Genomic DNA, 15,691 nt, shown 5'->3' with positions numbered 1-15,691 from the left:
GATTGTACTAAAAAAAAACAGCATTAAAAAGAGTACTTTAGAATAAATAAATACATGCGGTTAAATAAACGATGCATTTATATTATAGACACTTGCTTTAGCACTCACTTCCTCTGAGTGCTAATACTATTTTATGTGATATTTTCCTTTTTGTCAATAGGGTTAAAAGTAAAACGTATTTCAGGAAGCACTATACGTATTTTATAATCTGAATCTTCCCTTTGCCAGTAAACGATAAATTTAATCTTTGCACCGCAGGGCACATAGCCCGCTTCATTTATAGACCGGATTTTATTTTTAAACTGTTTTGAAAAACATAAAATTTTTTGTCCCTTTAAATTGCAGCAATAATCACCGTCCACTATAAGTTCGTCCCCGGTATTAAGATTAAAAATCAGGTTTTGGGAGTGTATAAAAAAGTCCAGCCAAACATCCTTAAATCCCGGCTGTACCACCAATTCATCCGGCGGAAAATATGTATTCTCATCTTTTATTACTTCCATTTTTTCCGCCTTAATATATTTAAAATAATCCCCGTTGTGGTGAATTGTCAAATTCTCTTTTGCCCTTGTCATAGCAACGTAGAGAAGTCTCAAATCCTCATCAGACCTTATATTAAATCTGTCCAGCATCAAGTACACATTGTCAAACTCCCTTCCCTTTGCCCTGTGAAAAGTTGATACCAAAATTGTTTCTGCCCTTCCCCTATAAAAATCTTCAAGCTTTGACTCCCGGATGAAAACTTCCAAATCTGTTTTGTATTTATTTTTGTTATTTACACATTCAAAATCCTTTATAAGATTAGCGCAAATTTCATAATTGGGACTTTTAGCATAGGTTTCTTTCAGATTCCCCTTTGCTTTTTCCCAGACTTCCTCACTTATCATGTAAGAATCATCAAGTTTTAGCTGATTTAAAAAGAAACTTACCTCCAAAAGATTTTGTATGCCAAACCCTTCATTTGACTGTATTAATTTTGCCTCCATCCCGTTTTTCAGAAGCAGTGCCGTAATCTGCAGCGCCTCATCATTGGTTCTGGTAAGTACACAGGTGGAACCTGAAAGGTCTTCAGACAGTATATCTGCCACCAAAGGCGTGATAAGATTGGAACTTTTATATTCCACCAGTTTTATTTTCCCGTTGTCATTTTGAAAAGGAACAATAGGGGTGCTTTTTAGCCTGTAAGATATTCTTTTTACAAACTGGTTTGTAAAATCAACTAAATTTCTTTTGCTCCTGAAATTTTCTAAAAGTTCGTAGACTTTTGCTCCTTTTCTTTTTATCAAATATTCCATATACTTTGAGCTGGAACCCCTGAATTCATAAATATTCTGGTCATCATCCCCCACTGCAATTACCCGCATATTTTCATTGTGTTCCATCAGGGCATTTATAAGGGCAAATTCATCCCCGTCCATGTCCTGGGCTTCATCAATTACCAAAACCGTCTTTGTTATTTTCCTTCTTTCAACTTCTCCCTTTTTAATTTTTTCCACCGCTTCCCTTACTATTCTGTCCGACTTCTCCAAAGTCCCCACCCTCCCCAACAAATCAAAGGAGTAGGAGTGAAAAGTTTTTATATCAACAAAATTTGCGGCATTCCCAATAAGCCCCAACAAGCGTTTTTTAAATTCGGTGGCTGAAGACCTGGAAAAGGTGAGCATCAACAGCTGTTCATGCTTCACATCTTCCATAAGAAGAAGGGAAGCTAATTTATGAACCAAAATCCTCGTCTTCCCGCTACCTGGCCCTGCCGCCACAACAATGCACTCAGACTCTTTGTCATTTATAATTTTCAACTGTGACGGGGAAAGCTCCCCAAAAATCTGTCTAAACTTTTCCGGGGTAATATTTCTTTTAATTTCGTTTTGTCTGCCTCCTTTAAAATATTTATTTAAAAAAGAACTGTAATTAAGTTTAAAATAATCATCCACAAATTGAAGGGCTTCTTTGTAGTCCTCTATCATTTTCTTTGCATATTCCCCTACTATGTGGATTTGCTGCACTTTATTTTCATAGTATTCCCTTAGTTTTTCGTAGTGTTCCAGCCTGTATCTCTTTTTATTGTCTTTTTCTATACGCTCTATTTCCATGGGATTGTATAAAACCAAAAATCCTCCCTCAATTAACAAAATCTCTATTTTGGACAAGTAAAAAATAGCATCTTCTACGTCCTCAGTGGTTATTTCAGTTTTAAAAAGAGTTATCCTGTTTTGAAAAGCCCTTTTTAATTCAAAAACCGAAAAATTTACTACCTCCGTATTTTTATCATTTTCCTCCTTCTTTTTATCTTTACTCTTTTTATCATAAAGATATTCTAAAATAAATTGGGACAATTCATATCTTTTTGAAAGCTTTTCTTTTAAGTCTTCTATTTTGGAATTGCAGTAAATCACCATTAGATCTTTAGAGTGGCTAAGTACCTGGCTTTTTATCCAGCCTTTGATTTTCCAAAAATTTATGATGGTTTTTATGCTTTCAGAACTAATGTTTTCAATTCCTTCCTCTTCTGCCTGTTCATTTAGCTCTTTAATGTTGTAAACTTTTTCCCCGTACTCCAAATTTGACAATAAAAATTTTTCAATACGCAAAAAGGTTTTTAATATGCGTAATGCACGTTTTTCATTTGCGCCTTCCTTCATATAAATCTTTAAATCTTTTAAATCCGCCAAAATATTTTCTTCTTTAAGTAATTCTACAATCTCCACCACTTCTCTTTTTTCAAGTCCTAAATGGTCTGCTATATAGTCAATCCTTGATTCTGCTTCTTCATCACCTGGTTCTTTGGTGTATTTATTAGAAATAAGCTTTCTTATAATTCTAACTGCCTTTTCTTTTTGTTTTTTATTGAATTTGTCAGACCTGTTTATTTTAGAAATCGCCTCACATGCATTTCTTGCAAGAATGCTGTTGGCATACACCCTTGGCATGTTCTGCCCTCTTTTTATATAACCTGCATCCTCTAAGGCTGCAATGGCGGTCTTTACCCTTGTTTCTATTCCCTCAATACCGTCATCCCATCCGGCTTTCCTTGCAATTTCCAGTGCAGACTGGGAAACTTTTAACCGGAATTTTGTTATGTCTTTTATGGCTTTCCACACCTGCTGGATTTCTTTTATACTGACCTTTGTTTGGTTTAACAGTATAAAGTGCTTGTCTAAATCCTCTTCATCGAAAAGCACATAGCAGTCGGCTGTTATATTCTCATCCCTGCCTGCCCTTCCGGCTTCCTGTACGTAGTCTTCCAGTGAACTTGAAATTTCATAGTGGATAACCATTCCTACATCCTTTTTATCGACTCCCATTCCAAAGGCAGATGTAGCCACTATAATCTGAACCTGACCCTTTATAAATTCTTCTTGATTTTGGCTTCTTTCCTTTTTGTCCATTTTGCCGTGGTAAGGCTTTGCACAATAACCGTCCTGTGTAAGCCGTTCTGCCAGGTGGTACGCTCGTCTTGTGCGTGAAACATAGATAATCGTAGGGCATCTTTTTTCTTCAAGAAGTTCCCTTACACACTGGTATTTTTCCTCTTCAGACTTTTTATTAAGTACCTTGTAGCGGAGGTTGGTTCTTGAAGCATCAGCCCTGAAAACCTCCAACTCAAGAGAAAGCTTTTCTTTAAAATAATTGCATATATCTTCAATCACCCTCTGCCTTGCCGTTGCAGTAAAGCAGGAGACGGGAATTGGTTTTTGCAAATTTTTCTTTTCCATTAGTGATTTTATAAAATCCCCAATGTAAAGGTAGTCAACCCTAAAGTCCTGTCCCCAGGCTGAAAAACAGTGGGCTTCATCTATAACAAACCTGACAACATTCCGGCCTAAAAGAAGCCGTTCCATTGTCTTTGAACGCAAAGACTCCGGTGAAATGTAAAGGATGGAAGCAGAGCCGTTTTCAATCCTTTCAATGGACACTGCCCGCTCAATAGGGTCAAGGAGTCCGTTTATAGTTACCGCCTCCGTTATACCCTTCCTTTCTAAGTTGTCCACCTGGTCTTTCATTAAAGACTGCAAGGGGGATATAACCACCGTTAGACCTTTTACATTTTCTCCGCTCATTAGTGCAGGCAGTTGAAATGTAATGGATTTTCCCCCGCCGGTGGGAAATACAGCAAGAAGGGATTTGTTTTCCACGGCAGCCTTTACAGCCTTTTCCTGCAAGGGCTCACCTCCGTATTTTCTAAAAGAATCAAATCCAAAAAATTTTTTTAATCCCTTGTAAATATCATGGGCTTTATTACAATAAGGGCAGCCCTTAAGGCACGGGTTGTCCCTCAAAAGAAACATAACCTTTCTTGTTTCAGGAAACTGCTTTAACACCCAGGGAGGGGTAATTGAATATTTTATTCCCGCATTTATCAAAGCCAGACAGTATGCAAGCTCTATGGGATGGTCTGAAATTATTTTTGAAATATCGGCATTTTTACATATTTGTGCATTAAATTTATTTTCAATTAGTTTTTCTGCATTTATTTCGTTATTGTTGTATTTGATATATTCAAAAAAAGCGCTAAATTCCTTTTTGTCTTTTAATAAAATATAAAATATTTGTTTTAGTTCTTCATCTATATTTTTAAAGGCTTCAACTTCATCATAGAAAAGATCCCTTGCTTTTATTGCATCGTTTAAGGGATTGTTCATCTCCTCTGTCTGAATCTTATCGTCTTTTAGTAAAGAGTGGTAAGGTTTTGCCGGAAATAACAGAGGTGAAAGAAAAACAGTGTCAATAACCTTTAAATTACCTGTCTTTTTGCCTATCAGTGCATCTTTAATATATTTTAAATCGTGATTTAGAATATTGTGACCACAGATAAATTCAGAATCCTTTATAAAGTCAATAAAATCAGTAACAGAACCAGAGTGAAAAGGACTGCCGTCTTCCTTAATACCCCCTGTGTCAATGACCTTTCTGCTTTTTGGATGAATTTCTGTATCAATAAAAACAATTAAACTCATATTATCCCGTTTGACATTTTAATTTTTTTAATCATTGCCATTTTGTCATATTATATAATCTGTCTTATTTTATAGTCTTTCTTATTTATATTTTATAATCTTTTTTATTGGTTTTCAAACTTTTTTGCAAATTTTGCAATAAACCAAATACAATCAACAAAATAAAAATAAAAGAAATAGCCTATTCTTTGATTTTAAGTCTTTCTGAAAGCATTGTATTCCTCTCTTGAATTTTATTGTTTGAAACAGCTATAGCCACCGCCTTTTTAGTCCCCACCAGTACAAAAGCCTTCTTTGCCCTGGTGACGCAGGTATATAAAAGATTTCTTTGAAGCATCATATAATGCTGGGTTGTAAAGGGTGCAACCACAATCTGGTATTCACTTCCCTGGCTTTTATGAACTGTGGTGGCATAAGCCAAAACCACCTGGTCAAGTTCAGTTTGGTCATATTCCACATCATTTTCATCAAAGCTTATTATTAATGTTTTGTCCTCCAAGTCTATATGGGTAATGATTCCTATATCACCGTTAAAAACATTTTTATCGTAATTGTTTTTAATCTGCATCACTTTGTCATTTAAGCAGTATACCGTCCCGCCGTATTTAATTTTAACATCTGACGGATTTAACGCTTCCTGCAAAACCACATTCAAATTATGTGCTCCTGCCACTCCCCTTTGCATAGGTGTCAGCACCTGGATATCATTTACGGGATCCACATTAAAATAAGAGGGAAGCCTTCTTGTACAAAGTCCTTTAATTACTTCAGGTATTTTTTCCGGGTCTTCCTCTTCTACAAAGAAAAAGTCACTCTTTTTGCCGCATTTAAGCCTTGGCTTAATGCCTTTGTTTATAAGATGGGCATTGGTTATTATTGCACTTCCCAAAGCCTGCCTGAATATCCTGGTGAGTCTTACAAATGTTACCTGACCCGAATCAATAATGTCTTTTAAAACGTTGCCCGCCCCAACAGAGGGAAGCTGATCCACGTCACCTACCAAAATGACAATTGTCTCATCTTTTACAGCCTTTAATAAATTATACATTAATATTATGTCTACCATGGAAGTTTCATCAATTATTAACACATCACATTGCAATTTGTTTTCTGCATTTTTTTGATATCCTTCCAATGGACTGTATTCTAAAAGCCGGTGTATAGTCTTTGCCTCCATACCGGTTGTCTCTGACATTCTCTTTGCCGCCCGCCCTGTAGGTGCTGCAAGAAGCACCGTCTTTCCCATCTTTTGAAATATTTTAATTATTGCAAGGGTTGTTGTGGTTTTTCCCGTCCCGGGGCCGCCCGTTAAAACCATAAACTTTGAAGCGGCAGCCGCCTTGATTGCATCTATTTGCACCTTGTCGTATACTATATTGTATTCTTTTTGTATATCATCAATTATCTTATCTAAGTCTGACAAAGCCAACGGACATTTAGCATTTACTATTTCCCGTATTCTCTTTGCCGTTCCCGCTTCACTATGGTAAAAAGGCGGAAGGTAAATAGAATTGTTTTCATCAGGTATTACCAATTTGTCCTCTATCATTTTATCCAAAGTACCTTCAACTAAATTTTCTTCTATCTCCAGCATTTTTACCGTCTCTGATATTAGCTGCTCCCTTGTTGCATAACAGTGGCCGTCATTGGAAAGCTGATTTAGTACATAAGCTATACCTGACCTGCAGCGCTCAAATGAATTTTTATCAAATCCCAGTTTCTGGGCAATTTTATCCGCCGTCTTAAAGCCTATGCCCCAAATATCATCTGCTAAGCGGTAAGGGTTGTCCCGGACAACATTTATACTTTCATCCCCATAGGTTTTATAAATTTTTACGGCATATCCTGTAGATACCCCGTGGCTTTGCAAAAAAAGCATGACATTTTTTATTTCCTTTTGTTCCTGCCAGGCTTTTTTTATCATCTCCAGCCGTTTTTTACCTATACCTTCAACATTAATAAGTTTATCCGGTTCTTCTTCAATAACACGCAGGGTGTCTTCTTTAAAATATCTTACAATTCTTTTTGCATATTTAGGACCAATACCTTTTATAAGCCCGCTTCCTAAATATTTTTCAATCCCTGCAATAGTTGCAGGAACAACTTCCCTGTAGTCAAAGGCATTAAACTGCCTGCCGTACTTGCTGTCCATTTTCCACTGACCTTTAAGCTTTAAAATTGAACCCACATTGACAGAAGCAAGGTTTCCCACAACTGTTACCAGGTCACTAAAGCCTTTAGACTTTATTTTTATAACACAAAAACCATTTTCTTCATTTGCAAATGTAATTCTCTCAACAACCCCACTTATATACTCCATAACCCCCACCTGTATTCACTATTTATTATTAGACTAACACTTTTACGCCTGCCTTTCAACAGTTTTAAAGGACAGGGCTTTTTTTAACAAGGTTCTTTTAAAATTCGCTGCTTTTATATAATTTTCTACTTTTACATAAAAATTAATATATATCTTTAATATAAAATTAATATATATTAAAATGTATATAAGGAGCTTGACTCAAAATTAGTTGTCTCTACGAATTGTAATTTAGTGGATAATAATTATTTTTTATTTCAGGAGGGGGAAATCTTGTTTAAGGGGAAAATCTTGTCTAAAAACAAAATAAAATTATGCCTAATTATTATCACCGCCATTGTTCTTTCCGGTAGCCTAGGAAACATTTCAGGTTTGGGAAATGCTTTTGCCGAAACATCCGGCAACAATGTGATTATAAACGGGACACAGTTCAAAGACACCTCAGGCAACATCATTCATGCACATGGCGGAGGGTTTTTAAAATATGGGGATTACTACTACTGGTACGGGGAATACAGAGACCAATCAAACCTTTTTAAAGGAGTCCGCTGCTACCGTTCTAAAGATTTGGTAAATTGGGAATACAGGGGGGAAGTTTTGTCTCCTGATTCACACCCTGAGCTAAACAGGGTAAATATAGAACGTCCTAAAGTTATGTACAATCAATTTACAAAAGAGTTTGTAATGTGGATGCACTGGGAAAACGGTATCCACTATGGTGAAGCAAGGGCTGCTGTTGCATACTGCAGCACCCCCGACGGCAAATATACATATAAGGGAAGTTTCCGTCCCTACCAAAACTCAGGGGTTGAGGACCATGGTCGTCCAGGCTACATGTCCAGGGACTGTACTGTTTTTGTGGATACAGACGGAAAAGGCTACTTTTTGTCCTCTTCCAATGAAAACATGGACTTGCATTTATATGAATTAACCCCTGACTACAAAGATATTGCCTCCCTTGCTGCCAAACTATATGTGGGAAAACAAAGGGAAGCACCATGCCTTTTTAAGAGAAATGGCTACTATTATCTTGTAACATCAGGATGTACAGGCTGGGATCCAAACCAGGCCAAATATGCCTACTCAAAAGATTTAAGGAGTGGGTGGTCCGAACTTTACAATTTAGGAAACTCAACTACATACAGGTCACAGCCCACTTATGTTTTACCTGTCCAGGGTACATCCGGCACATCATACCTCTATGCAGGAGACAGGTGGGCAGGTGCATGGGGCGGACGTGTAAATGAATCCCAATATGTATGGCTTCCACTTGTATTTCTTTCTGACACAAAGCTGGTTCTGCCTTATTACGATGCCATTGAAATTAATGTCCAGGCAGGAACCATCACAGAATACATGCCGGATAAAACCCGCTACAAAATTGTAAACAGACACAGCGGCAAAGTTTTGGACGTAAAAGATTCTTCAACGGATAATGCGGCACCAATTGTACAGTGGAGTGATAACGACAGCCTGAGCCAACAGTGGTATATAGTGGACGTAGGAAACGGGTACAAAAAAATTGTAAACGCTAAAACAGGATTTGCCCTTGATGTTAAAGATGAATCCAAAGACAACGGCGGTTTGCTCATACAGTATACAAGCACCGGCGGTCACAACCAGCACTGGGAGTTCATTGATATAGGAAATGGATACTATAAGATAAAAAGCCGTGGAAGTGGTAAACTACTTGATGTATATAAGTGGTCCACCGATGATGGTGCAACCGTTCAGCAGTGGTCTGATGCAAACGGCGAAAACCAGCATTGGAAGCTGGTAAAGGTGGAGGACACCCCTCAATATATCATTGGTGATATTACAGGGGATGGTATAATTGACTCTAATGATTGCGTTTTGCTTCAAAGGTATATTTTAGATATTATTGATTCCTTCCCTAATAGTAACTGGCAAATTGTTGCTGATATTAACAAAGATGGTATTATAAATACACTGGACTATGCTCTTTTAAGCCGTCATATATTAGAAATTCAAAGCATAACCTGATTAATACGATTTCGGTTTACCTTGTATACATACCTGTTACTTATACCTGTTATGCACATATGTTATAAGTCTATTTTGCATATCCGGTGCATATTTATTACATACATACGGAATTACATACATACGGAATAATTATCAGTCTTTAAGGAAATTATATTTAGCACAAGTAATTTACACAAGCACATTTAAAGGGTGATTAAAAATGAAAAAAATCCGTCTTGGAGTAATAGGAACAGGAATGGCGTGGGAAAGACTTCATTACCCTGCTATTTCAGAACTTGGGGACAAATATGAAATAGCAGCCCTCTGCAACAGAACTTTTAAAGATGCAGAAAATTTTGCAAAAAAAATAAACCTTGATATAAAAAATGTTTATGATAACTTAGATGAAATGCTTAAAAGACCGGATATCGATGCAGTTGATATTCTCGTTCCCATTGAATACAATTATGAAATATCAGAAAAAGTTGCCAGGGCCGGAAAAGACTTCATTTGCGAAAAGCCAATGGCATCTAACATGGATGATGCAAAAAAATACTTAGAACTTTCAAAAAAGTATAATGTAAAAATAATGATTGCCGAAAACTTCAGGTACAATGAAGAGAACAATATAATAAAAGAACTTGTGGAAAGTAAAAAAATAGGGGATGTTATATACTTTATTCGTAATAATGTCAGTTGCTTCCCCTGCGAAATGACAAAGGACACCTTTGCAGCTGCTGAGTGGAGGCAGCATCCTAAATTTGAAGGGGGTGCCTTTTTAGATGCAGCCCTTCATGATATTGCTGCAATGCGCCACATTTTTGGGGCCGTACAATGCGTCCATGCCTTTGGAAAACCTCAGCCGCATGATTTTAACCCCTATTATTCTATAAACTCCAATATACTTTTTGAAAACGGTATAATAGGTCAGTATACTTATTTCCCGTCCGGAATTGAAACTCAGAAACCTCCGGTAGGATTCAGGATTTACGGAACAAATGGTCAAATATATTTAGAAGATAAATCCTGCGGGATTATAAATATCTTTTATAATGAGGGCACTTCCGAACAAATAAAATACACCCCTGAAAGAGGTTTTTACAATGAGCTTTTAAACTTTTATAATGCCCTGAACGGCACTGAGGAAATATCAGTTACACCTGAGGTTGAATACGGGGATGTTAAAATGGTTTTTGATATTTTAAAATCCATTTCAAGTAAAGAAGTAATTTATGTTGACACCCCTCCTCCTTTTAAAGATATAAAGCTAAAAGAAATTCAAGAATCCACAGCGCCTTATATACAATAGATTAAACAGATAAACCCCTGGATGTGCAGACTTTTACCAGTTAGCACATCCAGGGGTTTATTAGTGCTTTTCTTAAAAAGAATTTATAATTTCTAAAACATATCTTTGTATCAACATATAATCCATTGAATCCACAACATTATCTTTATTTACATCCGCCACTTTAATATATTTGTCATCCATAGCTTTAATTTCAAGTATATGCCTTTGCATAATGGCTAAATCTATTGTGTCTATACTTCCGTTGCCATCTACATCCCCAAGGATAACAGTACTCACCTCAACAGGCTCAATTCCGTATTTAAGCTCTCCATTTATATAAGCTGTTATTTTTTCGTTTTTGCCAAGTTCCGTCATTGTCAGTACAGCTGAATAGTCATTTTCCTGATTATAGACAGACTCACCGCATTCAATTCTAAATGGTATTTCTCCTGTACTTGCCCCCACCGGAAGCCTGCCTGCTTCACTTGTAAAGCTGATTTCACAATATGTATCTGCACCCTCAACAGGGTTTTCTATATAATGTATTTCTCCTATAACATTTCCCTCTCCAAAAGGCGCATATTCACATGTAAAAATGTTTTGTTCATTGCCGTCATTTGTGAACCAGTAGCGCAGGGTTATATCGGATAAATCTATTGGAACATTTCCCACATTCTTAATGTTAACTGCAGCACGTATTGTGTTTTGGGTATTATCTTTTGCACCGCATCTGTATTCTACATCTATTAAAGCTACTTTTTCAACCGGATTATCAGGATCATCCTCAGGTTCCGGCAATTCAGTAAGTTTTGGCGGCTCTTCTCCAAACACCTTTACACCATTTATATATACCGGTATATTCCTGTTAATTTCAAAAGTATCTGTAACACCTTTTCTACTATAGTCATTGCTTGAATCCCAGTGGGTCATATAGTTGGAGTCTTGTTTTGCTGTAAAGGAAATTTGCAATTCCCTGTCACCGTATATTTCATTTCCACTCCAATCCAATTCATAATAATATGTTCCGCCGTCATCCCATTTAAAAGGTCCTCTGTACTCTACAGGATTTTGCTGCATGGAAAGCTGTTCGTCATACTCAATGGCAAATACCACATCATCTATGCTCTGTTCATTTAATATAAGCTCACTAATGTTGAAAAAATATTTTACCATCAGTCCGGTTTGATAGCGCGGAGGCTGAGTGGTCTCATTGTGTACTCTCAATACAATTTGTGTGCTTGACTCAGTTTCCCTCTCAATACGCGACATACAGAAGTAATCATCAACTCTTTCTTCTTTATGAGGGAAATCCGGTATAGGTTCATGTCCTTCACCATAGTAATGATACAGTCCGGCACAAGCCCCTACAAAAGCGGCATTATAGTCAGAAGCTACTTCATTATACGCATATTCTGTGGTTGAATCTATGTGATAGTCATTTAAGTCCGGTCCTCCTGCAAGTGCCCCCCATAAAATATGCCTGTGTTCTTCAGGGTCATTCATACTGTTTGTCTTTGAACCGTGAGCAGCTCTGTGGTGTGGATGTTTTGCAAAAGGCAATCCCCGCTCATATCCGTAACCAACTATATATGAATATCCCATAGGGTTTCTTCCCATCAGATATTCCATCTGCCCCTTTGCCCACTCACCAAAATCCGTTCTTTCAGGATTGTATTTCATATATACAAGGGCACACAGCTGGATGGCAGTATTGTAGCGGGCAGAGCCCCATCCGTTTAACATTGTATATCCTGCAGGGGATGTTATAACGTAATTTACATCACTTGGGTCTTCATGCTTTGCCGCACCGCCGGATAAATACTCCACATTCCAGCGTGCGATAAATTTATACAGCTCATTTTCAGGAAACAGCTGATGTAGTTTTAAAAATGCACCTGCCCATACAGTGTCCCAGCAATGTGTCCATGAATTGTACCAAATATTTGTATTATAAGTTTCCGGTATAATTCTTTTTATATATCCGGTATACTCGCCACTTTCGTCAGTCGACATAATATCGTCTATGTATTCCATGTTTCCTGTACATTCATAAAGCCATGCTGCAGCCCATGACATCTCATCTTCATCATAACTGGATATGTAGTAACCATCAGCAGTACTCAAACCCCTGTATTTCTTTGCAAACTCATACAATGCCTTAGCAACGGTGAGACATTCTTCTGCATATTCCGGATCTGAATCTTTAAAAATCAAATATGATGTGCAAAGGGATGCTGCGGTGCTGGCACAAACATCACTTCCCGGAGCTTCTTCAGTTGCAAATTCCGCAGGTCTTGGAATGTAGTCAGGATACAGTTCCGGAGGACCCCAGTAAGTGTGGTCTGCATCCCCTTCCCCTATCATGTATGCAAATGCAATAACATTGCCGTCTTCATCAAGAAAGGTACACCTTAAATATGTATCTGTAAAATGTTTTAAAATTTCCAGCATATGTTCTTCTTCCCCGATTGCCTTAAAGGAGTCTCTGAATTCCAGAAATCCCCATCCTAAAGTACCGGAGGTATAACTTTGCGGCAAGCCAAATCTTACGTGGTCTCCTGCATCGTGAAACCCTCCGTGTAAATCCATTGTCCCGTCTCCGTCAGGGTCTAAAATATGCTTGTACTTTTCAATAAATTCTTCTGAAAGGTTTGACTCTGTAAGAGGAATTCTTGCATCATCTTCGTGACATGCACCCCTCCACTCAAGCCTTCCTCCGTTCTCACAATCAGCCTCCGGGCCGCATTTTTGTGCATCGTAAAAATAAATTGATTTTTGCAGCGCCTCGGCAAAGTTAAAATAATCATAGTCCTCCCAACCCGGAGCCGGGGTAAAATCCTCCGGCGGTGCTGAATGTGCAAAGCTTAAGCTGGTTAACTGTCCTAAAATAAATATAAATGTTAAAAAAATTGAAAATTTACTTCTCCCTTTTTTTATTTTTATCATAAAACATCATCTCCCCTCTGTGCTAGCGCACAATTTTAAAGTTATTATTTACCTTTACTTACCCTTAGGAAATTCAGTAATAATACCTAAAACATATCTGCTTATATAAGCATAATCCACTGTATTAACATCGCCGTTTCCGTCAACATCCGCTGCTTTTAAGGCATGTTCATAGGAAAAATCAGTTGTAATCTCTAAAAGGTATCTGGATAATAAAACACAGTCTCTGGAATCAACCAATTCATCCCCGTTTAAATCCCCTAAAAGATATTCAGACGGTAAAGGTTCTGTTGCCTCATTTCCTGAAGGATCTTTTCCATATACCATAACCCCGTCTTTGTAAATTGGTATGGTTTCTATTTTTGAATAAGTATCTGTTATCTCCTTTGTTGAAAAGTCATTGGAAGAATCCCATAATTTGTTTTCATAGAAATTTATAGCAAACTGTACATAGGTTCTTACATACAACCCTTCACCAGGGAAAGTTACCTCTACATAATAAATGTTTTTATCCTCATCCCAAGGCTTAAGCCCTGATATTTGCGCATTGGCCGGGGAATAGTACACATCTGTGGTGAATTTTGAAATATTTATTCCCTCTTCAACATACTCTGATAAATCAAGAAAGTATTTAAATGACAGTCCCTCTTCATACTGGGGCGGTGATGTAACTATATTGTACAAATTAAGGTCGATGGTAACCCCTGTTGATGTTTCTTCATATATCTTTGCTTCAATATAATATTCTGTCGGCTCACCTTCTATACCCGGAGTATCTTCAGGAAACTGATTCTGACCAAAATACTTGGACATACCTGCTAATGCACCAACAAAACCAGCATTGTAATCTAGCCCTGTCTCAGTATGAACATAAGCATCAACATCATCAGTGTATTCATCATTCATATCAGGTCCACCCACCAAAGCACCGTAAAGTATATGCCTCTGAGGCATTGATTTATGTTCATCAGCAGGCGGTCCCTCCAACCTTCCGCTTGAAGCTCTGTGGTGGGGAAATTTAGGGTAGTTTTCCCCAAAACCTACCATGTATGACATGTTTTTAGGATTATCTCCAAGAATGTAGTCAATTTGACTTTTTGCAAAATCAAGATATTTCTTATCCTTCTCCCCTGTATCCTTGTAATATACAAGCTGAACAAAACTTTCTGCTGCAGGATATTTTGCAACTCCCCAGCTGTCCAGAAATTTCAGACCTCCGGGAGTGGATCTTATACCGTTTTGCCAGTAGTCAAAATGTTCTTCGGCAATCTCCTTATACATTGGATTAGGCGACAAAGTAGCAAGCTTCGTAAATACACCAGTCATAACATAATCCCAGCACTGTGTCCAATGGTCATTAAAGCGGTTGCCGTCAGTGATGTTTTTGTCCGCCATTAATGATTCAAGGTTGTCCATGTATTTCTGGTCATTTGTAGCAACATACAGCCAGATAGAACCCCACATAAGCTCGTCCAGGTAATCCATGGGTCTGTAGTAAGTTTGTCCTTTACTGTTTCCCCTGTACTTCATTCCAAATTCATAAAGGTCTTTTGCGTATTTAAGGCACTTTTCTGCATATTCCAAATCCCTGTCTTTATAGTTTAAGTACATTAGTGCCAGGGTTGCCGCTGCACTTCCTGCCACGTCTGAACCAGGGTTCTCCGGGGTTGCAACATAATATGTAGGTCTTTCACATTTTTGAAGTTCCGGAGGTCCCCAGTACTCATGGTCTATGTCACCATCTCCCACCTGGTAATAAAATGTCTCTTTGTCAGGAAAACATCTCATAAAGTAGTCACAAAAATTTTTTAAAATATTCAGCATGTATTCATCCTGACCTTTTTCAATAAATACATCCTTAAACTCATAATATGCCCACGCAAGTGTGGACGCTGAATTACATTGGGGCAATCCGAATTTTACATGGTCCCCGCAATCGTGAAAACCGCCTGTTAAATCAAGCCCAACATCTTTTCCATCATCAACATGACATGGACCCCGCCATTTAATCCTGTTGTTTCCTGCATCAGGTCCACACCAGTTTGCTTCATAAAAGAGAATTGATTTAGCAAACGCATCCACGTAATTGAATTTTGCTTCCTCTCCCCAAACCCATTGGGGCATTATGTTTACAATACTAAGAATAACCAAGATGGCCAGGCTGACCTTCTTCATACATACACCTCCATA

Annotated in this window: 6 protein-coding genes; 2 read left to right on the top strand and 4 right to left on the bottom strand. The window is 37.8% G+C overall.

Annotation, left to right across the window (positions count from 1 at the left end):
* Positions 1–131: 131 nt before the first annotated feature.
* Positions 132–4,958, bottom strand: coding sequence for a RecQ family ATP-dependent DNA helicase (locus HVS_RS04170; RefSeq protein WP_101299536.1), 4,827 nt, complete (start codon positions 4,956–4,958; stop codon positions 132–134).
* Positions 4,959–5,139: 181 nt separating this feature from the next.
* Positions 5,140–7,278, bottom strand: coding sequence for an SF1B family DNA helicase RecD2 (gene recD2 / locus HVS_RS04165; RefSeq protein ID WP_101299533.1), 2,139 nt, complete (start codon positions 7,276–7,278; stop codon positions 5,140–5,142).
* A gap of 273 nt (positions 7,279–7,551) precedes the next feature.
* Between recD2 and HVS_RS04160 the strand changes: the two genes are divergently transcribed.
* Together HVS_RS04160 and HVS_RS04155 are read left to right on the top strand one after the other, a co-directional pair.
* Positions 7,552–9,282 (top strand): RICIN domain-containing protein, encoded by a 1,731-nt coding sequence (locus HVS_RS04160; protein WP_235827596.1) that lies wholly within the window; start codon positions 7,552–7,554, stop codon positions 9,280–9,282.
* A 202-nt stretch (positions 9,283–9,484) separates the two neighbouring features.
* Positions 9,485–10,573, top strand: coding sequence for a Gfo/Idh/MocA family protein (locus tag HVS_RS04155; RefSeq protein WP_101299531.1), 1,089 nt, complete (start codon positions 9,485–9,487; stop codon positions 10,571–10,573).
* 72 nt (positions 10,574–10,645) lie between these two features.
* Here the strand turns inward: HVS_RS04155 and HVS_RS04150 are convergent, their stop codons facing one another.
* Together HVS_RS04150 and HVS_RS04145 are read right to left on the bottom strand one after the other, a co-directional pair.
* A complete protein-coding gene (locus HVS_RS04150) occupies positions 10,646–13,501 on the bottom strand; it encodes a glycoside hydrolase family 9 protein (RefSeq protein ID WP_101299529.1) in 2,856 nt (951 codons plus the stop codon).
* A 54-nt stretch (positions 13,502–13,555) separates the two neighbouring features.
* Positions 13,556–15,676, bottom strand: a complete 2,121-nt coding sequence (locus tag HVS_RS04145) for a glycoside hydrolase family 9 protein (RefSeq protein WP_101299527.1) — start codon at positions 15,674–15,676, stop codon at positions 13,556–13,558.
* Between the last annotated feature and the right edge of the window lie 15 nt (positions 15,677–15,691).

The organism is Acetivibrio saccincola (genome assembly GCF_002844395.1).
Lineage (GTDB): Bacteria > Bacillota > Clostridia > Acetivibrionales > Acetivibrionaceae > Herbivorax > Herbivorax saccincola.
This window is presented reverse-complemented; position numbering and strand designations above follow the sequence as displayed.

Bases quoted from the DNA above. Each gene is read 5' to 3' on its own strand.
- HVS_RS04155 (WP_101299531.1), top strand. From the start codon at position 9,485: ATGAAAAAAATCCGTCTTGGAGTAATAGGAACAGGAATGGCGTGGGAA.
- HVS_RS04150 (WP_101299529.1), bottom strand. From the start codon at position 13,501: ATGATAAAAATAAAAAAAGGGAGAAGTAAATTTTCAATTTTTTTAACA.
- recD2 (WP_101299533.1), bottom strand. From the start codon at position 7,278: ATGGAGTATATAAGTGGGGTTGTTGAGAGAATTACATTTGCAAATGAA.
- HVS_RS04170 (WP_101299536.1), bottom strand. From the start codon at position 4,958: ATGAGTTTAATTGTTTTTATTGATACAGAAATTCATCCAAAAAGCAGA.
- HVS_RS04145 (WP_101299527.1), bottom strand. From the start codon at position 15,676: ATGAAGAAGGTCAGCCTGGCCATCTTGGTTATTCTTAGTATTGTAAAC.